Origin of the sequence: Acetobacter sacchari (genome assembly GCF_017377715.1) — a bacterium.
Taxonomy (GTDB): Bacteria; Pseudomonadota; Alphaproteobacteria; order Acetobacterales; family Acetobacteraceae; genus Acetobacter; species Acetobacter sacchari.
In genome coordinates this window covers 72297-94523 of the sequence record NZ_JAFVMF010000007.1, presented here as the reverse complement: position 1 = coordinate 94523, position 22227 = coordinate 72297, and the positions used below count along the sequence as shown (strand labels likewise).

The 22227-nt window shown below is 62.5% G+C and carries 20 protein-coding genes; 14 read left to right on the top strand and 6 right to left on the bottom strand.

The annotated features are described in order from the left end of the window. Positions 1-53: 53 nt before the first annotated feature. Entirely contained in the window at positions 54-806 is a 753-nt protein-coding gene (locus J2D73_RS07785) for a phosphohydrolase (RefSeq protein WP_207881038.1), read from the top strand. Positions 807-1194: 388 nt separating this feature from the next. Here J2D73_RS07785 and J2D73_RS07780 read toward each other — a convergent pair whose 3' ends face one another. After that, positions 1195-1398, bottom strand: a complete 204-nt coding sequence (locus J2D73_RS07780; protein WP_207881037.1) for a hypothetical protein — start codon at positions 1396-1398, stop codon at positions 1195-1197. Positions 1399-1587: 189 nt separating this feature from the next. On the opposite strand from J2D73_RS07780, the gene murJ reads away from it, so the two are divergent. After that, the gene (gene murJ, locus J2D73_RS07775) at positions 1588-3153 is read left to right on the top strand and encodes a murein biosynthesis integral membrane protein MurJ (protein ID WP_207881036.1); all 1566 of its coding nucleotides are present in this window, start codon (positions 1588-1590) and stop codon (positions 3151-3153) included. Next, a complete protein-coding gene (locus tag J2D73_RS07770) occupies positions 3150-4385 on the top strand; it encodes an MFS transporter (RefSeq protein WP_207881035.1) in 1236 nt (411 codons plus the stop codon). The genes murJ and J2D73_RS07770 overlap by 4 nt, the downstream gene beginning before the upstream one ends. 280 nt (positions 4386-4665) lie before the next feature. On the opposite strand, the gene J2D73_RS07765 is transcribed toward J2D73_RS07770, so the two are convergent. Together J2D73_RS07765 and J2D73_RS07760 are read right to left on the bottom strand one after the other, a co-directional pair. Further along, positions 4666-6303, bottom strand: a complete 1638-nt coding sequence (locus J2D73_RS07765) for a dihydroxyacetone kinase subunit DhaK (RefSeq protein WP_207881034.1) — start codon at positions 6301-6303, stop codon at positions 4666-4668. Between the two features lie 170 nt (positions 6304-6473). Then, on the bottom strand, positions 6474-6824 hold the full coding sequence (locus tag J2D73_RS07760; protein WP_207881033.1) for a hypothetical protein: 351 nt from the start codon (positions 6822-6824) through the stop codon (positions 6474-6476). A gap of 228 nt (positions 6825-7052) precedes the next feature. Between J2D73_RS07760 and J2D73_RS07755 the strand changes: the two genes are divergently transcribed. The 4 genes from J2D73_RS07755 to nadC all read left to right on the top strand — a co-directional run bounded on the left by J2D73_RS07755 (position 7053) and on the right by nadC (position 12006). Continuing rightward, positions 7053-8678: an inorganic phosphate transporter gene (locus J2D73_RS07755; RefSeq protein WP_207881032.1), complete on the top strand. Its 1626-nt coding sequence runs from the start codon at positions 7053-7055 to the stop codon at positions 8676-8678. A 112-nt stretch (positions 8679-8790) separates the two neighbouring features. After that, positions 8791-9732, top strand: a complete 942-nt coding sequence (locus tag J2D73_RS07750) for an NUDIX hydrolase (protein ID WP_207881031.1) — start codon at positions 8791-8793, stop codon at positions 9730-9732. Between the two features lie 405 nt (positions 9733-10137). Continuing rightward, positions 10138-11130, top strand: a complete 993-nt coding sequence (gene nadA, locus J2D73_RS07745; protein WP_086644417.1) for a quinolinate synthase NadA — start codon at positions 10138-10140, stop codon at positions 11128-11130. A gap of 24 nt (positions 11131-11154) precedes the next feature. After that, entirely contained in the window at positions 11155-12006 is an 852-nt protein-coding gene (nadC, locus tag J2D73_RS07740) for a carboxylating nicotinate-nucleotide diphosphorylase (protein ID WP_207881030.1), read from the top strand. Between the two features lie 65 nt (positions 12007-12071). On the opposite strand, the gene J2D73_RS07735 is transcribed toward nadC, so the two are convergent. Together J2D73_RS07735 and J2D73_RS07730 are read right to left on the bottom strand one after the other, a co-directional pair. Then, the gene (locus J2D73_RS07735) at positions 12072-13184 is read right to left on the bottom strand and encodes a glycerophosphodiester phosphodiesterase family protein (RefSeq protein ID WP_207881029.1); all 1113 of its coding nucleotides are present in this window, start codon (positions 13182-13184) and stop codon (positions 12072-12074) included. A 111-nt stretch (positions 13185-13295) separates the two neighbouring features. Beyond that, on the bottom strand, positions 13296-15563 hold the full coding sequence (locus tag J2D73_RS07730) for a TonB-dependent receptor (protein ID WP_341535051.1): 2268 nt from the start codon (positions 15561-15563) through the stop codon (positions 13296-13298). Between J2D73_RS07730 and J2D73_RS21160 the strand changes: the two genes are divergently transcribed. The 4 genes from J2D73_RS21160 (at position 15550) to J2D73_RS07715 (ending at position 18297) form a co-directional block, all read left to right on the top strand. After that, positions 15550-15834, top strand: coding sequence for a hypothetical protein (locus tag J2D73_RS21160; RefSeq protein ID WP_341535050.1), 285 nt, complete (start codon positions 15550-15552; stop codon positions 15832-15834). The two genes, J2D73_RS07730 and J2D73_RS21160, sit on opposite strands and share 14 nt — an antisense overlap. 179 nt (positions 15835-16013) lie before the next feature. Further along, positions 16014-16322: a hypothetical protein gene (locus J2D73_RS07725; protein WP_051291823.1), complete on the top strand. Its 309-nt coding sequence runs from the start codon at positions 16014-16016 to the stop codon at positions 16320-16322. Beyond that, positions 16319-18001, top strand: coding sequence for a PepSY-associated TM helix domain-containing protein (locus tag J2D73_RS07720; RefSeq protein ID WP_207881027.1), 1683 nt, complete (start codon positions 16319-16321; stop codon positions 17999-18001). Before J2D73_RS07725 ends, J2D73_RS07720 begins: the two co-directional genes overlap by 4 nt. Further along, the gene (locus tag J2D73_RS07715) at positions 17998-18297 is read left to right on the top strand and encodes a hypothetical protein (protein ID WP_207881026.1); all 300 of its coding nucleotides are present in this window, start codon (positions 17998-18000) and stop codon (positions 18295-18297) included. The genes J2D73_RS07720 and J2D73_RS07715 overlap by 4 nt, the downstream gene beginning before the upstream one ends. Before the next feature lie 171 nt (positions 18298-18468). On the opposite strand, the gene yajC is transcribed toward J2D73_RS07715, so the two are convergent. Next, positions 18469-18843, bottom strand: coding sequence for a preprotein translocase subunit YajC (gene yajC, locus J2D73_RS07710; protein ID WP_207881025.1), 375 nt, complete (start codon positions 18841-18843; stop codon positions 18469-18471). Positions 18844-19011: 168 nt separating this feature from the next. Between yajC and J2D73_RS07705 the strand changes: the two genes are divergently transcribed. From J2D73_RS07705 to J2D73_RS07695, 3 genes are all read left to right on the top strand, one after another. Beyond that, on the top strand, positions 19012-19878 hold the full coding sequence (locus tag J2D73_RS07705) for an ATP-binding protein (RefSeq protein WP_207881024.1): 867 nt from the start codon (positions 19012-19014) through the stop codon (positions 19876-19878). 316 nt (positions 19879-20194) lie between these two features. After that, positions 20195-21796, top strand: coding sequence for a flavin monoamine oxidase family protein (locus tag J2D73_RS07700; RefSeq protein ID WP_026396677.1), 1602 nt, complete (start codon positions 20195-20197; stop codon positions 21794-21796). Next, positions 21796-22224 carry a c-type cytochrome gene (locus tag J2D73_RS07695; protein WP_207881023.1) on the top strand — a complete coding sequence of 143 codons (429 nt, stop codon included), beginning with the start codon at positions 21796-21798 and terminating at the stop codon, positions 22222-22224. Before J2D73_RS07700 ends, J2D73_RS07695 begins: the two co-directional genes overlap by 1 nt. Positions 22225-22227 lie beyond the last annotated feature (3 nt).

Genomic DNA, 22227 nt, shown 5'->3' with positions numbered 1-22227 from the left:
TGCCGCCAAAGGATACGCCCCGTGATTTTCTCCCTTCATCTCTCCCGTTCGTCATGATCCCACCGGAGGCGTCCGCCACAAATCACGACTTTTCAGCATGGACCTGCATACGGCTCTCACCGCGCCTCACTATCCACGCAAACGGGAAGCAACCAGTCCTGCCGTCGGAGACGGAAGCCTGCGTCACGGGCATATGGGACGACGCCCGTCGCATACGCCCCACGCTGTTCAACGGGCGCATCTTCTGCGCCGACGCAATCTCCACCGACCGAATAGACGGGCACTGGACGGAATATCGTCGTGCATTCGCCCAGATCCGACGCCCCGGCCTTTTTGGGCCGCGCCCACTTCGGCAACTTGCCGTCTGCGGCGTTCTGTTCTGCCCCGAAGGACTGGTGTTGGCGCGACGTCAACGCGACGCGGCGTATCTCGGCGGGTTCTGGCAATCCCCGCCCGCAGGAACGGTCGAAGCCCGAGCGAGCGCTGCTGGGGACTCATCCACCGATATCAACCTCGCTGCACAAATTCTGGCGGAAGCCGAGGAAGAGCTCGGGTTGGGGGCGGAGAATCTGACGGTCGGCCCGCCTGTCATCGCGGTGACTCACGCCCATACCGAAATCGTCGATATCTGCGTCTCCCTCACCACCGCCCTGCCCTTCGCCGAAATCGAATCGCTATGGCGACGGTCCGGCGACAGGGAGTACGAACAAATCACTGTCGTCGCCGAGGCAGAGCGCTCTGATTGGCTCAGCCGGCCTGATTTGATCGCCACGACCCGCCTCGCCGTTGAAATGATGACGCAATAAAAATTCGGCCACCGCGACACAAACATTACATTTCAGCGACGAAAATTCCGCGCGGAAAATCCATCGACGACGGCCGCAAAACCGCGCTCAGCCTACTCGGCAGGCGCTCAGCAACATGCGTCCACCGCATGACAGGGGCGCGTTTTTTAATTTACTTAAGATGAACATTGAGTCACATTCGCACCACATGATCTTCCGGGGAAAACATCATGATCGCCTGGGTCGCTCGTCAATTTTCCAATGGTCTGGTCGCTGTTTTGCTGGCGGCGCACACACATTCGCAGGAATCGACAGGTACCGGCTCCCCGCGTCTCTGATTACCCGCCGTCACCCCCGAAATTCCTGTGCCGTCCTGTCTGGGGCACGCGGTTGCTGATCTTCGCCCCAACTAAAGCCCTACCCAGATCGCGCCGAGCAGCAGCAACGCGCCCACCACGACAAGCACGACCATCCCCATCGCCTCTCCCGGCATAACGTCGGGCGCGGCGATAGCGAACCGGGCCGCAAGTCCCATAGTGACCAGCCCAATAACGATGACGATCACCCGCATCGTTATTCGTTGCGCCAGAGCAGTTCGCCAGTTGTCGCGCATCCAAATCCCCCACTCCGCGCCATCAGCGCCCTTAGTTCGTGTTTTCGCAATAACAAAATCACCGGGCGCGGCAAGGACCGACGGCGCCCTTACGGCTTTCGACGATCAGCGCCTTCCGTTTCACGCATAATCGAAACACCTGTCCGAACCTGTCTTTCCGTAGCCCCGTTCGCATCTCTATAAGCGCTTATGCTCAAGGGTTTTCTTACTGTCGGCGGCTGGACGATGCTCAGCCGTATTCTCGGCCTCGTACGCGACCAGCTTCTCGCCGCCTTCATGGGCGCAGGTCCCATGCAGGACGCGTATCAGGTGGCGTTCAGACTGCCGAACATGTTCCGCCGCTTGTTTGGAGAAGGTGCGTTCAACGCGGCGTTCGTCCCCCTGTTTTCCTCGGCGCTCGCGACCGAAGGCGACGGCGCGGCCCGAACGCTCGCACGGCAGGCGTTCGGCGTGCTGCTGACCTGGCTGATCTTCCTTTGCATCCTCGGCGAGATTTTCATGCCGCAGGTGCTGCGGGTCATCGCCCCCGGCTTCACCGAGACCGGCTCGCGATACGATATGGCCGTAACGCTCAGCCGCATCACCTTCCCTTATCTGGTCCTGATCTGCGCGGCGGCGCTGGTTTCGGGCGTGCTGAACGGCCTGCACCGCTTCAGCGCCGCCGCTGCGGCCTACCTCGCCTTCAACGTGGTCGGCATCGCCGCCGTGCTGTTCGCCACACCCTTCCTGCCCAGCGTCGCGCACGCGGCGGCATGGGGCGTCACCGTCTCCGGCGTGGCGCAGCTCGGACTGCTGATGATCGCCGCGAGGCGAGCAGGTTTCGATCTGACGCCGCTGCCGCCGCGCATCACGCCGCAACTGCGCCTTCTGGGACGGCGTATGGCCCCCGGCCTCATCGGCAGCGGCGTCACTCAGATCAATCTGACGATCGACACCATTATCGGCACCCTCCTGCCTGCAGGCAGCGTCTCGCTGATGTATTTCGCTGACCGTCTCAACCAGTTGCCGCTGGGCGTGCTGGGCGCCGCCGCCGGAACCACGCTGCTGCCGGTGCTGACCCGGCACCTCGCCGCTGGCGAGGAAGACACGGCCCACGCCGTCCAGAACAGCGCCATCGATTACGTACTGTTGTTGACGCTGCCCGCCACCGCCGGGCTTCTCGCCCTGGCCACGCCGATCATGCAGTTTCTCTTCGCCCACGGGTCGTTCAGCCTCTCCGACGCTGCGCTGTCCGCGCAGTCCCTGCGCGCCTACGCGCTTGGCCTGCCCGCTTTCGTGATGGCGAAGGTTCTGGCCCCGGCGTTCTTTGCGCGCGGCGATACGTCCACGCCGGTCAAGATCGGGTTCTTCACCCTGATGATCAACCTGATGCTCAACCTTCTGCTGATGCGCCCACTCGCGCATGTCGGGCCGCCTCTGGCCAGTTCGCTCGCCGCCATCGTGAATGTCGCCGCGCTGACATTGCTGCTGCTGAAGCGCGATGCGTTGCGCTTCGATCGCAAGCTGACGAAGCGGGTCGTGCTGATGGCGGGCGCATCGCTCGCCATGGCGGCGGCGCTCTGCGCGGCGCAGGCCATGCTCACCATGCCTGCGTCGCATCGGACGCTGTGGCTGGGGGTCACGCTCGGGATCGAGGTTCCTCTGGGCGCGGTGTTCTACCTTGGCGTGCTACACGCGCTCGGGGTGCTAAACCTCGCCAGCGCGCTGGACGGCGTCCGACGCCGTCTTTCCCGCCGGACCAGCCGCCAGAAATGACCCGTTCCGCCGAAAGCGCTCCACCGAGCACGTGGGCGCTGGCGACGATCTCTTTCGTCACCATGCTCGGCATGGGGGCGATGGGCATGTCGTTGCCCATCCTGCCGCCTCAGCTCCATCTCGGATTCGGGTACGACCTGACGACGGTCGGCTGGGTCATCGGCCTAGAATCGATCGCCACGCTGGTCAGCCGCCCATGGAGCGGCCGCGTCGCCGACAAGCGCGGCGGCAAGAGCGCGACGCTGCTCGGTCTCGGCGTCATGATTCTCTGCGGCCTCGCCTACGCCTTGTCCGACTTCACCAATCCCGGGACAGACGCCGGGCGGTCGCTGGCGCTGCTCGCGATCATCGTCGGTCGTGTGTTGATGGGGGTGGGCGAAGGCCTGCTCATCGCCGGGTCGGGCCTGTGGGGGATCGACCGCGCAGGACCCCGCCGCACCGGACGCGCCGTTTCATGGGTGGGCCTTGGCATGTTCGCCGGACTCGCCATCGGTTCCGCCGCCGGCGCAGCGATCGATTACGGTCAGCCCCATGGATTTGCGCTGGCCGCGCTGGCGTCCATGCTTGTGCCCGCGCTGGCGATGGCGGTCTGCGCGCCGATTGGCGCAGGCGCGCTCTACCACGATCATGAACCTGTCTCATTGCGGAGCATGATGTCGGCCGTTCTGCTGCCAGGGTTTGCGTTACTCGCCAACGCCTGTGGTTTTGCAGCCGTCACTTCCTTTCTCGCACTCGATTATACCACGCAAGGCTGGACGGCGCTTCCACTCGGAGGGACAGGAACCGGGGTTTTCGGCTTCGGCGCCGGACATGTCTGTGCGCGCGTGCTGTTTTCCGACGTGACCGATCGCATTCGCGGCCCGTGGCTCGCTGTCGCGTGCCTGCTGATGCAGGCGGTCGGGCTGGCGACGATCTGGCAGGCCGAAACACCGCTGATGGCGCTGGTCGGCGCTATCGTCACCGGTTTCGGCTTCTCCATGGTCTATCCACTGCTCACCGTCCCGGTTTTCTCCGCCGTGCCTGCACAGAAACGCGGGACCGCGCTGGGCCTGTTCGACGGTTTCTTCGATGCTGGAGCGGGCGTCGCAGCACTGGCGTCCGGAGTGGTGGCCCACTACCTCGCACTCCCTCAAGTTTTTCTGGTCGTAAGCGCGATGGCGCTTGCTGGTGTCGCTCCGGTCCTTCTCGTGCGGCATGAGAGGTGGCGTCCGGCGGCGCAGGACGCCTCGTAATGCGCGTTATCCGTGAACGCATTGTCCGTCGCCAAGGGAAATTACCCGAGCGTCGTTGCTGTAACGCAGAGCTAATGGCGCTTCGCGAAGCAAGCGCGGCGAGCCCCCCGCCTGCTTCGTCTTCTACGGAAGCCGTGACTGCACAGAAACGGTCAAAACCTCACCCCACCGGATGAATTCATCCGGTCGAGCGCAGCAATTCGCCGGAACCGATACCTGAAGTCATAATCTGTGAAGCAATGGGAAGAGATATGGTTTCAGCGGGCCGACGCTAGACGCGTCAGCCCCCCCGCAACGCCTCGAACAGCCGCGCAATGGCCTCCGCTCCCGGATCTGGCGTGTCGTCCAGCCGTCCCTCGGGAATGTAAGACGCGCGCCCCGCGCCTGCCTTCTTCATTTTAGCAGTCGCGTCCGCCCCGCTCCTTGCAGCACTGACGACACTGTCCCAGGGTCCGTCTTTCTCCAGAACTTCGATCGCCGGGATCAGCGCGTCCAGCATCGTCCGGTCGCCCGCCCCGGCGCCCCCGAGATGCTGCATGGCGGCAAGACCTTCAGCCAGCGCCGCCTGCCAACGTTCCTGCTCACTACGTCCTGCCGCTGCGAACATGATCGACAGCAGCACCCCACTCGACCCTCCCGCGTGTCGGGACAGCAGCCGACCGAGCGTCTGCATCAGGGCGAAAGGATCGTTCAGCGGCAGGCGGTCCAGCGCCCCGTCGATGACGCGCGCAGTCTCAGCGAAGGTCGATCCAGCGTCGCCGTCACCAACCTTGGCGTCCAGTCCGTTGAGATAATCCTCATTTTCCAGCAACGCCTTGACCCCGCGCGTCACCGTCTCCCTGACTGCCGCATTGTCTGAGGGCGCCGCCGCGAAGACTTCGGGCAGGGTCGGCAACGGCGTCACGGAAGGCTCGCGCCACGACGCGACCCCGGTCCAGGCTTCCGGCCCGACCTCGCTTTCCAGCGCAGCCTCAATCTCGGTGCTCAACTCAAGAACGGACAGCGAAAATCCGTTCATGTCGAGAGCCGTCATGAACGGCGCAGGACCAGCCACGAGAGCGACTTTCTTCGCCAGCGCAGTGCGCGAAAACGCGTCGAGCAACAAGGACATTTCGACCACCGGCGTCGCCCCCAGGTTGTTCAGCATCAGGGCGTAGCGTGCATCGCCTTCGGGCAAAGACGAGACCAATTCGTCCGCCGCCAATCGCATCAACCCATCCGCGCCCGTCAGTCCGATGCGCTGTGCGCCGGGCTCGCCATGAATACCCAGACCGAGTTCCGCTTCATCCACCTTCAGGCGGCTTTCATGCGCCTCGTCGTACGCGTCCACGTCGCTCAGAGACAATCCGATAGAGCGCGTGCGCGCCGCGACATCTTTCGCCATGGCCGTCACCTCGGCCAATGACCCACCGGCCTCCGCTACGCCGCCCGCCGCCTTATGAACGAAGATCGTGCCCGCAACGCCACGCGCGTGGCGATGTCCCGGCAAGGAGATATCGTCGCCGACCACCACCATCTCGACATTCAGCCCCATGGCGCGCGCCTGCTCCGCCGCAAGCCCGAAGTTAAGACGATCGCCAGTGTAATTCTTAACGACCAGCAGGCACCCGGCGGGTCCCGTCACCGCGATGACGCCTGCGAGAATCGCGTCGACGCCTGGCGAGGCGAACAGCGATCCGCAAACAGCGGCGGTGAGCATGCCGCGCCCGACGAAACCGGCGTGCGCCGGTTCGTGGCCGGAGCCGCCGCCGGAAATCACGGCGACCTTGCCATCCTCTTTTTTCCAGTCACGTCGCAGAACGACTTTTATGTCCGGATAACCGTCCAGCCGTGTCAAGTTACGACCCGCAGGCGATCGCAGCAGGCCGTCCAAAGCCTCGGTGACAAGCTTCTCGCGGCTGTTGATGAAGCGCTTCATGCCGGAATGTCCTTTCGCGGGAGGCGGTCCCTGATGCTGGCTGCGTCACCCGCCCGAGACCATAAACGCGCTACCGTCCCGCCGTTTCGATCGCCCGTCCACCCCTGCGACCACCGCGCTCCGGAACTCCGACTCCGGGAACTGGCCCCTCGCGCCTCGGCTGAACGCGCTCAATCATCGGCAGGCGAGTAGAGCTGTCTTCGCAGAAATTCAAAGCTCTCAACAGGAAAAGACTCCGCGTGAGCGACAGACCGCCGCAACTGCCACAGGCGCTCATGGGCGAACACAAGATTTTCAATGACGCGCCGACGACCGAGTTCCCAACTCATGCCCCTCCGCGCGCTGACATCCTCCGCAAGCGCCAGAAGGCCGCGCGCAGTATCCAGCTCACCAAGATCGCAGGCCTGATGGACCGCAGCCAGCAACGTTTCCGCCAGCCGTCGCCGACGCCCGCCATGGTTGCCGCGCCCGTCCGCAGGACCCGGCGACGCGCCGTCGTCCGACCTTCGCCGATAGTCCATACCCCTAGCCCCTCGTCGAAATCCGGCGAGGCCCCCGGCAAATCCGACCAAAGCTCGGATGGTCGAAGAAAGGCTAACGCACGATAAAGTGACAGTTGATCGCGTTCGTTTATCTCAAAAATGGTTCCGACGCCGCAAGATGGTTGTCACAAATTCATCATTTTACTGTCGTCGCTTTTAAAATCCGATTCTCGTATTCAGACCCTCGTCTTGGCGCGGGGAGCAAGAATGTCAGACGCAACGATCGACTATCAGAACGCCGCCGGTCCACTGCATCGTCCCGACCTCAACGGGGGCAGAAAACCGCTCGGCGCCGCGATCTTCTTCGGCGCGCTCATCGGCGCGCTCGGCTTCGCCGCATGGAGCGTCCTGCACGACATGAGCGCTGCGGGCGACACCAGCCATCTCGCTGTCGGCACGTTCGTCCTGCTTGGCGTGGCTTTGATCATCGCGCTGGCGTTCGAATTCGTGAACGGATTTCACGACACGGCCAACGCCGTCGCCACGGTGATCTACACCAACAGCCTGCCGCCCATGGTCGCGGTCGTCTGGTCGGGCTTGTGGAATTTCCTTGGCGTCGTCACCTCCGCCGGCACAGTCGCCTACAGCATCGTAACCCTGCTGCCTGTCGAACTGATCCTGCAATCGGGCAGCAGCGCCGGTTATGCGATGATCTTCGCGCTGCTGATCGCCGCTATCGTGTGGAACCTCGTCACCTGGGCGTTCGGCATTCCCAACAGTTCCTCCCACGCCCTCGTCGGCTCGATCATGGGCGTCGGCCTTGCCAACCAGTTCGTCTCTCCCGCTGGCGCCGCGACGCAGGGCGTGGACTGGGGACAGGTTCAGAAAGTATTCTCCGCGCTTCTGTTCAGTCCGCTCTGTGGCTTCGTGATGGCGGCGCTTCTGCTGCTCGTCATGAAGATTTGCATCAAAAACAGGGCTCTCTACGATGCGCCCAAGGGCGACCAGCCGCCCCCGACATGGATCCGCGCCCTGCTGATCGGCACCTGCACGGGCGTTTCGTTCTTCCATGGCGGAAATGACGGCCAGAAAGGGATGGGCCTGATCATGCTGATCCTGATCGGCGCTGCGCCAACGGCTTACGCGCTCAACCGCGCGATGCCGGACAGCAGCATGCCCGCCTTCATCCAGACTGCCGATCAGGCCGAAAACGTGTTTCACCTGCATGCCGGAGACGCGCCCGCCGTGGACAGCGCCGCCGCGCGTGATCGGGTCGGCGCCGCCTTGCGGGCGAAATCCGTCTCGTCCCCCGACGTCTTCGCCGCCCTGACCACTCTGAGCGGAGATATCTCTCACTCCGTGAAGACTTACGGCTCGATCAAATCCGTGCCTGCGGCCAGCGTGTCGAACGTCCGCACGGATATGTACCTGGTCTCCGACGCAATCCGCGTGATGAAAGACCCAGCTGACTTTTCCGCCGACCAGAAGAAAATCCTGAAATCCTTCATGGGCGAATTGAACGCCGGCACCCGTTTCATTCCCCTCTGGGTCAAGATCTCCGTCGCCATTGCGCTGGGCCTCGGCACGATGGTCGGCTGGAAGCGCATCGTCGTGACGGTGGGCGAGAAGATCGGCAAAACGCATCTGACCTACGCTCAGGGCGCGGCCGCCGAACTGGTCGCCATGGGCACCATCGGCCTTGCTGAAGGATACGGCCTACCGGTTTCGACCACGCATATCCTCTCCAGCGGCGTCGCGGGTTCCATGGCGGCGAACGGCTCCGGCCTGCAATGGTCCACCCTGCGCGCAATGGCGATGGCGTGGGTCACCACCCTGCCCGCCGCCATGGCGATCTCCGGCTGCCTCTACATCCTGTTCCGACAGGTCTTCTGAGCCTGCTTTGGTCGGCTTGCCCCGGGCGAGCCGACCAAAGCATCTCCGCACCCCGTTTCAACACGATCCCGGGTGCACAAGCGTCGCGCCGACACTATAATCGGTGCGCAACATGTCTCTCGTTCAGACCGAACTCGTCGCCGTCCTCGTCGTCTTTAACGGCGACACGCCCCGCGTGCTCACGTTGGAAGACGGGCGCAGCCTGCCCAACGGCCCTCTGAGAACAGACGACCGCTCCTTGCAGGCCAGTCTGCGCGCCGCCGTGGAGCGACAGACCGGCGTCGCGGTCGGGCATCTGGAGCAGCTCTACACCTTCGCCGACCACCCCCCGGCTGACGGCGAGCCACGGCGCGTCGCGATTTCCTATCTCGCCCTCACCCGAGTCGGCGCCGAACGTCGCGCCGAACACGCCAACCCCTTCGACGACGCCGGGTCCCCTGCCGCCTGGAGGGATTGGTACGATTACTTCCCATGGGAAGATCAGGCGTGTCCGCACGCCGCACCCGCTATCGGCGTCCTTCTTCAGCGCCTCGACGACTGGATTACATGGCAGTCGCCCGAAAGGTGGGAAGAACTGCGCCAGCGACGCGATCAGGTCTTTGGCCTGAATGGGGAATCCTGGAACGACGAACTGGTCCTCCAGCGTTATGAACTGCTTTACGAGGCAGGACTTGTCCCTGAAGCGCAGATGGCGGACATCGGCGGCGACGCCTGCGTGACCGGGCTCGCCATGCGCCATGACCATCGCCGCATCCTTGCGACCGCCATGGCGCGGCTTCGCGCGAAAATCCGCTACCGACCGGTCATCTACGAACTGATGCCGGATCAATTCACGCTGTTTGCACTGCAGCAGGCCGTCGAACGCGTGGCCGGTCGCCACGTCCATAAGCAGAATTTCCGCCGTCAGGTCGCTCATCAGGGGCTGATTGAAGAGACTGGCGAAGAAAGCCGGGAGGCTGGCGGACGACCGGCACGGCTCTACAGATTTCGCCGTTCGGTGGTCATGGAACGCGCCGTAGCCGGATCGAAGCTGCCGATCGTCCGCGCGCGTTGACGAACAGGCAGCAAGCGTGACGCCAAACGAGCGAAAAGATCCCGGCGAGTGCTGCTATTGCGAACCACGGTAACGCACAGCGCCTGAAAACGCCCGGAGAATATCTGCGGAACATCCACGGCCAGACGGAGGACGCGCCAACACGAATATCAGCGATTAACGGCGAACCCGGGTGGAATCTCACACTGATGTGTGGTGCCGCCATTTCCGGCGGTCGACAGCCGTCAGCATGCCTTCACGGCCGTTACCCCCGCTGCATTAAAGTTTTTTTCTTTTGACTTTCGCCACGCGGGAAGCCCTCCTCACGCCGATCTCGTAGCTCAGGCCACACGAGGCAGGTCTTGCTTCCACCCGATTAATACTCATATTGAGCATTAATCTTTTTCGCCGCCCTTCGGAGGGCTCATGAACCATATACTCAAGCCTCGCCTGGAAGCGCCCTCTCTGGACGCCCTGTATGACCGCGTGAGCTCGCTGATTCCGCCAATGGAATGGGGCGCGTTCGCCGACGACATCGCAGCGATCCAGCGCCTGAAGGCGGAGAAAAACGCCGTCATCCTCGCCCATAATTACCAGACGCCGGAAATTTTCCATTGCGTTGCGGACGTCACGGGAGATTCACTCGCGCTCGCGCGTGAAGCGCAGAACGTCGAGGCCGACGTCATCGTCATGGCGGGCGTGGAATTCATGGCGGAAACGGCGAAGCTGCTGAACCCGTCCAAAACCGTGCTGATCCCCGACAGCAACGCGGGCTGCTCTCTCGCCGACTCCATCACCGGGCGCGACGTCCGGCTGATGCGCGAACGTTATCCTGGCCTGCCGGTGATCACCTACGTGAACACCTCCGCCGACGTTAAAGCCGAGAGCGACATATGCTGCACCTCCGGCAACGCCGCGCGCATCGTGAAGAGCCTCGGCGTCGACAGGGTCATCATGATCCCCGACGAATTCCTCGCCCGGAATATTGCGAAAGAAACCGGCGTCGACGTCGTTACGTGGAAGGGCCATTGCGAAGTCCACGAACGTTTCACACCCGAGGAAATTCGCCACTGGCGCGACGCCTACCCCGGCCTTGTGGTTCTGGCGCACCCGGAATGCCCACCGGAAGTCGTGGCCGAAGCCGATTTCTCTGGTTCTACAGCGGGAATGTCCGATTACGTCGCCACTGCGGATGGGCGTCGGGTGTTGCTGGTGACCGAGTGCTCGATGAGCGACAACCTCGCCATCCAGCACCCGAAAGTGGAGTTCGTGCGGCCATGCAATCTCTGCCCGCACATGAAGCTGATCACGCTGCCCGCCATCCGTCGCGCTCTTGAAACCATGACGACGGAAGTGACGATTGACCCCGCCGTGGCGGACCGCGCCCGCCTGTCCATCGAGCGTATGCTCGCGGCCTGACGCACGGTATTTCGGAAGAAGACAATGCACTATCCCCTGCCCGACCTGCTGCTTGAGCCCATCGTCCGCGCCGGACTTCTGGAGGACCTGGGCCGCGCGGGGGACATTACCACCGACGCCATCGTTCCCCCGGATGCGATCGCAGCCGCTGCGCTGCGCAGCAGACAGGACGGCGTCGTGGCCGGTCTGGACATGGTGCGGCTGTCTTTCAGACTGATTGACCCGACCGTGACCGTAACGATGCTGGCGCGCGACGGCGACAGGGTGGCGCCGGGCGACACGGTGGCGCGCATTGAGGGCTCGGCGCGTGGCGTTCTGACCGGAGAGCGCGTTGGCCTTAACCTGCTCTCTCATCTGAGCGGCATCGCCACGGCGACCGCGTCCATCGCCCAGGCGATCGCCGGAAGCAAAGCGAAGCTGTGCTGTACGCGCAAGACGACGCCCGGAATGCGTGCGCTACAGAAATATGCCGTAAGGGTCGGCGGCGGCTCCAACCATCGTTTCGGCCTCGACGACGCCGTGCTGATCAAGGACAATCACATCGCCATCGCTGGCGGCGTCGGCGCCGCGATTGAGCGCGTGCGTTCGAATGTCGGACATCTGGTGAAAGTCGAAGTCGAGGTCGACACCCTCGCCCAGCTCGCGGAGGCGCTCGCCACAGGCGGCGTCGACGCCGTTCTTCTGGACAATATGTCGTGCGATACGCTGCGCGAAGCCGTAGCCATGATCGACGGCCGGGCGATCGCCGAGGCTTCCGGCGGCATCACGCCCGAGACGGCGCCCGGCATCGCTGCGACCGGCGTAGACCTGATCTCGGTAGGCTGGTTGACGCACAGCGTGCGCGCCATGGATTTCGGGCTCGATTTCGACGCGTAGACGCCACGAGCCCTGATCAGCGAACTGAAACCATGCCGATGAGCGGCATGGTTACGAATCCGGCTTTAACCGCGCCCGTCCACAGCGAGACGACCCAAAGCCGGATCGTCCGTGAAGAACCCGTCCAGTCCGAGATCCAGATAGCGACGTAATTCGGCAATCATCCCTGCGGGATTACGCGCTGTCGGTCCGTCGCCGTTGCGGAGTTGCTTTGGCAAAAACATGTTTTCTGGTCGCGCCGTATAGGAATGCACCAGAAGCCCCGCTTCATGCGCGTCATGTACCAGAGTGCTGGGCGCCGTCCACGCGCCGTCAGCATCCCGAGGAATGAGATCGGTATTGGACGGCCCGATCACATCCGCAAATGTGCGGATATCCTTCAGCCCTTCCGGCGTCATCATATCCCCGAACGTCGTCTTCTTTCCTGCGGCGACCAGATCAGGAATCTGGTAATTACGTTCACCCATCAGGAACATAAGCCGCGCCTGCGGGTTGATCGCCAGAACTTTTTCGCGGATCGCACGCAGATTGCCCGTTTCGAACGACTGCACCTCCAGCGGCGCCTGTCGCGTATATTCGTGGGCGGCAATCACGCGCAGGAATGCGGCTTCAGGATCGAACCCTAGCGCATGAAAATGCGTGGAATTCTTGATTTCCGGTATCACACCGAAAACTTTTCCTCGTGCAGCGGATTCCGCCGACACGAAATCGATCATTTCCTCAAAAGTCAGAACGTCAAAACGTCCGTCGTAACGGGCGTTGCTTACACGAACCGTTCCCAGACGCTCCTTTGCGCGCAGCGTCTTGAGTTCGGCCAGCGTGAAATCCGTCGTGAACCATCCGGTCTGGTCCCGCCCGTCGATTTTCATCGTACGTTTGCGGTTGGCGAACTCCGGGTGAGTGGCTACGTCCGTCGTTTCCGCGATATTGCTTTCATGACGCACGACCAGCACGCCATCCTTGGTCATGACCAGATCAGGCTCGATGAAATCTGCCCCGTCCGCCATCGCCCGCGCGTAGGCCGCCAGCGTGTGCTCCGGAAACAGCGCAGACGCGCCACGGTGTGCGAAAATCAGGGGCTTGGGCGCAAGCATCGGCTCCGCCTTTGCGCTACGCCCGACAATGGAAACAGCAGCCGTCGTGGCGGCGAAAGCGAACGTCGATCTGCGCGTAAGCATGTGTATCCTCATCGTAATCCATCTACCGAAGCGCACATCCGCTTCGGCGCCGCCCCGCCAGGCAGTCTGGTGACGGGGCGGCAGGCGCGCAAGGCGCCTCCGGCGAGTATCTTACCACTCAGCGCTAAGCGTCAGGAAGAACATACGCGGCGCAATCGGATACGCCGTGAACTGCCCGGACGTTTGAGTGGCGTTCACTGTGGACCACGCCTTCACATTCGTAAGGTTCGTGATGTTTCCCTGCACTCTCAGAACTGGAATATGTGGAATGCCATGGATCGCATATCCCGCGTTCATGCTGAACATTGCGTAAGGCGAGGCCCACATGTCGTTCGTATAGGTGGTGAAGCGCTTGCCGATCACCTCCCCGATGAACTGCCCGCTGAAACCGCCCCAGTTCGTCGTGGCGATGAACTTTTCGCTCCAGTCCGGAGTGCCAACCACGTTCTTGTTCGCCGTATGAACAAGCGAGGTGCCGGTGGAGTAGTTATCGTTGTAAACGGACTTGTTATAGGACAGCGCGTTATACAGCGAGAAATGGTCGCCAAACTGCGCCGTGAACGAGAAGTCCATGCCGTCGGTGGACACCGATCCGACATTGGCGAGCGTCGTCGCCGAACCGACGATGGACGACAGTACCTGCGTCGTTGAAATCGCCACCAGACGGTTCGAGAAATGAACGTGGTAATACTCGGCCTGAGCCTGAATGCCGGTCAGAGGGCCCAGGTTGACGTTATGATGCGTCCGCAGGCCGGTCTCGTACGTCCACGATGTTTCCGGCTTTCCGTTACGCGCAAAGTTGTCGAACGCGGCCTGACTCGTCGCGCCCCACGCCGTTGCGTTTCCATAGCCCGTCGCCTGGAAAGAGCGCATGTTTTCCTGAATATTCGCGAACCACTGCTCGTTCGGCGTAATATTCCAGACTGCGCCGAACGACGGCAGGAACGGCTTCGCCGCCGCAACCGTGCCGCCCGGAACCGTGATCGCCGTGCTCGGCGACAGAGACCCCGCCTTGGCCGCGACTGGCAACGTGCCGTTCGTGTACACCAGCTCCGACTTGAAGCCCGCATTCAACGTGAAGTTTTTCGATACCTTCCACGTGTCCTGCAGATGCGTGACCCAGGTGTTCGTGTAAAAATTGTTTGTATATTGATCAATCAGCGCATTCTGCTGGCGCTGATAAGGCGTGGTCGGATCAGACCAGCTGAACGGATACCAGCGCCGCGCCTGGGTATTGTTATTGCGTTCGTACCAGCCGCCGACCTCGATCGTGTGCGCGCCCAGTTCATACCGCAACGACGACATGACGCCGCCGCGGTTGTCCCAATATTCGGTCGTGCGTGTCGCAAGACCCGACCCGCCGAAAACCTGATTCAGATTCTGACCCGGATAATATGCCGAGAAAAGAGTCGGAAGCCCGGCCGCTGAAATGGGGCCAGCGACGACGCCTTCTCCTGTGTTGTTGTGATAGTAGAATTTTGTATTCAGGTGCAGATGGCTGTTGAAATCGTGATTCCACGAGAGATACGTCAAAAAATCACGGCGCTGCGCTGCGCTGTAATAATTTCTGTAGTTCAAACCAGCCGAAGTATAGGCGCTCGAATTGAAATATTTTTTTGCGTAGGCGGCGTCAGGATAAATGAACGGCCGAACATATGTTCCGTAACCGTTAGGCAGGACGATGCCGTCCTCGTTCGGCTCAACCTTGTCGGACCAGTCGAAAAACCAGCTTATCTTGTCATGCAGGCCTTCATGCACGAACTTGGCGTTGACCTGATTGCCGCCCTGGTGGCCTGCAAAATCCCAAGCCCGCGCGTCCTGTCGCGCCCACGAAACATAGGCGTAGTTACCATTTCCGAATTCGCCCGTATCGATCCGCGCGAAGGTTCGGAACGTCGACCAACTGCCGAACGTCTGCGAAAGCTGCCCTCCGGCATGACGCTTTGGGTCGGACGACGTGAACTCCAGCGTGCCGCCAAGGTTGGACGTCGAGGCGGTGCCCAGCGAACCCGCGCCTGTGGCCACCGCCGCATTGGCGATGTTCTCGCTGATCACCGCGCGCTGCGGCGACAGGCCGTTATAGTTGCCATAAGACTGATCGCCCAACGGTATGCCGTCGAGTGTGAAGCCAAGCTGGTTCTGATTGAACCCGTGGATGTAGAGCGACGCATTCTGCTCGTTGTTGCCCCACGGATCAGCGTCTTCATAGATAACGCCGGGCAGCATGCTGAGCGCCTTGATCGGATTCACGCCCGGAAGGATGCGCTGGATCTGGGTGTGGCCAAGGCTCTGCTCGGAGCGCGAGCGCCGGGCCGTTGCGACAATGGACTCCACCCCGGACGCCGTCGTGGAGCCGGCCACCTGTTTGACTGGCTTCACGGACAGGCGTGGCGCGGTGGAGGCTGTCGTAGCGGCGGGAAGAGACGCCGCGGGCGACGTTGTGTTTTTTGCGCGCGTCGTGTGGCGCTTTGCCGAAGTGGATGACGAGGCCGCGTCGGCCGAAGTCAGCGAGGAAAGCAAGGCCAAAGGCGCGCAAAAAGCCGAAAGCATGGCGAGGCGCCGGGCGCGTGAAGTCATCAACTCTCTCATTTTACAATTCGTGACGTTATCCGGCGCGGAACCTACGTATCTGGCGGCTTCCCGTGCGTGACATTTGCGGGACAGTTACGTTTCAGTTGCGTGACAGCATGATGAAAAGCGGGGCGGAGCGCGCTGTTCGCCCCCTGCGGTCGATCACGCTTTACAACGGGTTCCGTTCGACGTATTCAGTTGCGAATGCGTCGCAATAAATTTCATCCCCGAATATCCGAGCACAGAAAGGCGGCGCCAGTGGCAGCCCAGCGTCGCCCCGGCCTCGGGCGCGCATTCTCCTGGCGCCTGCTGCTCGCCGCAGCGCCCGCTTACCCCGCCGGACTAGCGATCGTGACGCTCGTCCCCGCAATTCTTGCGACCCACGACCCTGACGCCCTTTTCGTTGCGCAGGCAGAGGCGGTCGCAGTCGTACCGCTGATCGTCCTGATCATTTTCGGCGCACGCTCGCTGCCTCGCGGTTTCGTCGCCGCTGCGGTCATGGTGCTCTGCGCGCTTGTCCTCGCCATTCCTTATCTCGCCTTCGGCGCAACGAACCCCGCGCAATGATCCGTAAACACCGTTCCCATCTCAGCGGCCCGAGCACATCCGCCAGCCCCGCTCCCCCTTCCCTGCGCGCCCGCATGGGCTGGCTGCACGCATGGGTTGGCTTCATCGCCGGGGCCGTGCTGGTCTGCATGTTCACGACCGGGACACTCGCGGTCTTCGACCGCGAAATCACGCGCTGGATGCAGCCGGAGATGACACTGGGCGCCGCCTACGCCCCCAGCGCCACTGCGCTCGACAAGGCCGCAGTCCTTCTGACCGAAGGAGAGCGGGCGGGCGGGCGGGCGTTTCTCTCCCTACCCTCCGAGCGCGAGCCGGGACTGAGCATCCTTCATCTGGAAAATGACGCCTTCGTCGGCCAGACGCTGGATCCGCGTGACGGCTCCGTCATTCCACTGCGCAACACCACCGGCGGAGATCTGTTCTTTCGATTTCATTACACGCTGCACCTCGGTCATCTGACCGGCGTCATCATCGCGCAGCTTCTCGCGGCAGGGTTTCTGGTCACGCTCATGTCCGGGCTGGTGATGCATTACCGCGCGATGCTGCCGAATCTTCTGACGTTCCGGCCAAACGCGCCGCGTCAACGCTCATGGCTGGACGCGCATCTGCTCGCCGCCGTGATGTTCCTGCCGTTTCTGATCATGGAGCCTTACACAGGCATCATGATCCACGCGAACCGGCTGTTTCCGACAGGTGGGGAACCGCGGGGGGACGCCCACCATGGCGAAGGGCGCCCGGATGGAAAGCGCGCGCCCGGCGAACATGGGCGGGGAATGAAGAGTGACGGAGACCATCACGGACGGAAAATGGATGCGTCCGCCAACGCGCCCGCGGAGCCACCCGCCAGCGCGACGCACCCCCCGCCACTTGGCGCGATGTACGAGCAGGCCGTCGGCGCGTTTGGTGCGGGGCACATCGGATTCGCACAACCCCGAGGCGATCGCATCACCTTTGTCCGGGGTGACGACGCCACGCTGCGCATGACCCGCGACCATATCGACTTCGACCGGCTGACGGGCCGCTCTCTCGGCCTCACTCATGAAGCTACCGCCGCCGCCATGACCCGGCAGGCGATGGCTGGTCTGCACATGGCCCGCTGGGCGCCATCGCCGGTGCGCTGGCTTTATTTCGCCTCCGGCGCGGCTGGAGCAACCATGATGTCGACAGGCCTGATCCTTTTCCTGATGAAACGCCGCAAGAACGCCGGAGAGCATCCCGTCGCCATGGCTCTGGGTGAAGCGCTCGCCATGACCGCCATCATCGGATTGCCTGTGGGATGCGCCGCCGTGTTCTGGGCGAACAGGCTTCTGCCTGCAACGATGGCGGCGCGCGCATCCTGGGAGACCAGCGCGCTGTTCGTCGTGTGGCTCGCATGCGCCGCACACGCGCTGCTGAGCGCGTTCAGGCGCAGGGTACACAGCGCCTGGCGCGAGGAAACGGCGATACTCGCGCTCGCGCTCGGGCTGCTGCCAGCACTCGACCTTGTGACCCGCTGGCCATGGATTCAGACGCAGTCATGGAGCGTGCAGAGCACCTACTGGGGCGTCGACGCGACTGCTCTCATGTTCGCAGCCATCAGCGGCGCTCTCTGGTGGCGGCTCGGACGCGCCCGCGAAACCACGAAACATGTGCGGCATCCTGCCTCGGCCAACACGATCGGGTTGGAGTATGGATCATGAGCGCTGCATCAATGGCCGTCGTGCAGGCGTTCGACCTCTGGTGCGTCGGTTTTATGGCGCACGCTCGCGCTCAGAAAAAAATTCGAATGGACGGACGAGCGGACGGCCTCTCATCCGCAGTGCGCGTCGTAGCGCCAGCCGCCGGATTCCTTGGCTGCCTGTTTTTGATGGGCGGCGTGGGAGCGCCAGTCTGGCTTGCCGCAGGCTCTATCGCAGGCGTCTTGTGCGCACTGATTCTGGCTTTTCGCAAATCGCGAGCCGTGCCGCAGCCAAGGCCGCGCAGGCGACACAGATGAATTCTCAGGCGGAAGGTCGTCCGTCAAATGACGGCAGGCCGGAGACGCTGAATCAGGCAGACGAGCAGATTGGCGCATCCACCTGCAGCCCTTGTTCAGGTCAATGGCTGAAACGGCTCAAGGACAAAGCGACAGACCGACGTCTCTGAACCCTGTTTGAGCGTAACGGCGTCAGGAAGCCGCCTTACCCGTCGCCCCCGTGTCGTTGGCAGGCTTCGAAGCGCTGCTCAGCACGGAACTGATGGTCTGGCGCGCAACGCGCACCACCACGTTCTGCGCGATCTCGACCTCGATCTCATCAGCGCCGTCTTCGGCCTTACGAACCACGCCGACAATTCCGCCAGCGGTCAGCACGCGATCGCCGCGGCGCAACTTGCCCAGTCCTTCACGAAGCTGCTTCTGCTTCTGCTGCTGCGGGCGGATCAGGACGAAATACATGATCGCAAATACAAGCAGGTAGGGAGCAAACTGCAACAGGCCGGACGTGCTGAACGCGCCGCCGCCAGCCGACTGCGCATAAGCGGGAGAAATCAGGAGGTCGAACATCGAGGCATCATTTCCAGAGGCAAACGTCAGACGAGCGCTGACAGACAGGGCGGGACCATAGAATTTGAGCCGCCCGCGTCAAGCCAGCCGCCAGTTTTCGCACCACCTTCAACGCGTGTATTGCGGATATGCCGCTCGCACAACAGAGCCGACACAGGAAAGACGCCCATGACGCAGCCCGACCTTCTGCCCACTCTCGAACGCATCGCAGCCGCGCTGGAGCGTATGTCCCCTCCCCCGCCTTCGCTGGATGGCCTCTCCACCGCCGACGCGTTCGTCTGGCGCCCCGAGAGCGGCAAGCTGGACCCGGTCGCGCACGTCGCCCATGTCGACATCGGTTTGCTCCGAGGCGTTGAATCTCAGCAAACAACCCTGCTGGAGAACACGCGCCACTTCGCGCGCGGCCTCTCGGCCAACAACGCGATGCTCTGGGGATCGCGCGGCATGGGCAAATCCTCGCTCGTGAAGGCCTGCCACGCGTCCGTAAACGCCGAATTTGGCGCCGCCCCGCCCGGCGAAGGCAAGCTCGCTCTGGTGGAGATCGAACGCGAGGATCTGTCCACACTGCCCGAATTGCTCGGACTGCTCCGCCGCGCGCCGCGTTCTTTCATCGTGTTTTGCGACGATCTCTCCTTCGAGCGCGAAGACCGCGATTACAAGGCGCTGAAATCTGTGCTCGACGGCGGCATCTCCGGCCGCCCCGCCAACGTGCTGTTCTACGCGACGTCCAACCGACGTCACCTCATGCCCCGCGAGATGATCGACAACGAACGCGCCACCGCCATCAACCCATCCGAAGCCACGGAGGAAAAGGTGTCGCTGTCGGACCGCTTCGGACTGTGGCTCGGCTTTCATCCCTGCTCACAGGACACATTCCTGGAGATGGTGCGCGGTTACGCCAGAGAACGGTCGCTCACGATCTCGGACGAGGATCTATGCATGCGCGCGAATGCGTGGTCGATCTCCCGCGGCGGCCGCTCAGGCCGTGTCGCGCAACAATTCATCGACGACCTCTCAGCCACGCTGAGCACATAAGTATTAGGAGAGGGCGGGCGGCGGGCGCCAATCGCCCAGACAAGTCATCGATCCCGTCGACCGATCCAGTCCCGTGTCCTGAACGCCCTCCGCCCATCGTCCTATTCGCCGAACGTTTTGTGCCGCCGCCCCAACACCTCTCGTCGCCTCTTATTAAACAATTATTTCATCAAATCGGGGCGCCCGTTGCAAAGCGGACACGTCCCGAAACCATAGCCATGCACAGGTTCGCGATCTGATTTGCAAGGGCGATCAATCCGTGTAGGGAATGTTCCCGACCGAGAAATATACACCAACCTACTACCAAGGACTTTGCATGACGGACGTTCATCAGCACGCCGCGCCAACGCGTCGGCAGATGCTGACCCGTATCGGGTTGCTCGCCGGAAGCGCCGGTCTCTATCAGGCAATGACCAGCATGGGTCACGCGATGGGCACCGACTTCAAGGGTTCACCCGACCTTAAAGGCGCCAAAAAAGGCACCCGCGTCGTCATCCTCGGCTCCGGACTGGCCGGAATGCTGGCCGCATATGAACTGCGTAAAGCCGGTTACGCCGTGCAGATCATCGAGTACCAGAACCGGGCGGGCGGGCGAAACATCACGCTCCGCGGCGGCGACGTCGTCAACGAACTCGGCGGTTACACCCAGAAAGTGGGCTTTGCTCCGGGCAACTACATCAACCCCGGTCCGTGGCGCATTCCCTACCACCATCAGGGTCTGCTGCATTACTGTCAGGAATTCGGCGTAGCGCTGGAGCCGTTCGTAGAACTTAACCACAACAGCTACCTGCATTCCTCCGCCATGTTCGGCGGCAAACCTGTGCGTTACCGTGACTATGCCTCCGACTTCACCGGCTACACGGCGGAATTGCTGGCCAAAGCTATCGACCAGCACAAGCTGGACGACGTCATGTCCAAGGACGAGCGCGAGCACGTCGGGGCCGCGATGCGCGGCTGGGCCGGTCTTGAGAATAACGGTGCTTGGGTGAAGGGCGTCCGCAGCTCCCTCCGCCGCGGCTTCGAGCGTCCCCAGGGTGGCGGCATCGACGGCGAACCCATTCCGTCCGACCTGCTGCCTCGCGACGAAATCATGAAGTCGGGTCTGTGGCAGTTCATGTCGTTCCATGAACGCCTCGACATGCAGACGACCATGTTCCAGCCGGTCGGCGGCATGGACAATATCGGCAAGGGCTTCATCAAGCAGGTTCACGACCTGATCACGCTGAACTGCAAGGTGACGGCGATCCATCAGGACGACCACGGCGTGAAAGTGTCCTACGCGGATATGGCTCACGGCGGCGCCATGCGTGAGGTGGAGGCCGATTACTGCGTCTGCACCATCCCGCTTCCGGTCCTGTCGCAGCTCGACGTGCAGGTCAGCGGTCCTTTGAAAGCCGCGATCTCGGCCGTTCCCTACGCGTCTTCCGTCAAGCTGGGTCTTGAGTTCAAGCGTCGCTTCTGGGAACAGGATGAACAGATCTACGGCGGCATCAGCTTCACCGACCAACCGATCAGCCAGATCTCCTACCCGTCCGGCGGCATCTTCTCCAAAGGCCCCGGCGTACTTCTCGGCGGCTACATGTTCGGCCCCGCCGCCTACGACTTCGCAGGTATGACGCCGGAACAGCGCGTTCAGGCGGGCATCGAACAAGGCCTCAAGATTCATCCTCAGTATCGCGAAGAGTTTTCCAACGGCGTCGGCTTCGCATGGAGCCGCATGCCATGGACGCTCGGCTGCTGCAGCATGTGGTCCGAGCAGGCGCGCAAGCAGCACTACAAAGCGCTGGTCACGATGGACAACCGCATCGTGCTCGCTGGCGAGCATGCGTCCTACGTGGGTTGCTGGCAGGAGGGCGCTATCCTGTCCTCGCTCGCGGCGATCACCTCCCTGCACAAACGCGCCATCGGAGCCGCCTGATGCGTTCTTATCTTCTCGCCGCACTCGCCGTCGCCGCGACGGCGGCTCCCGCGCTGACAGCCCGGCAGGCCCACGCGGACTCCGCCAGTTCTGTCGTTGGGCGCGTACAGCCGCTCAACACCGGCGCCGCCGTCTATGAGCATGTCTGTCAGGGTTGTCATATGCCCGGCGGCAAGGGCGCGGCCGGGGCTAGTTCGGGCTTCCCCGCATTCGCCGGCGACGGACGCCTGCAAAGCGCCGGATACCCTGTTTATATGGTATTGAACGGCCGTGCGGGCATGCCCTGGTTCGCAGGCATGCTTTCAGACAAGCAGATTGCGGATGTCGTCAATTATATTCGCACGAGCTTCGGCAACCATTTCGATGGAACCGTCAAGCCGGAGGATGTTGCGAAGATGCGGCAGCCCGTTCAGATGGAAGAGCAATAAGCA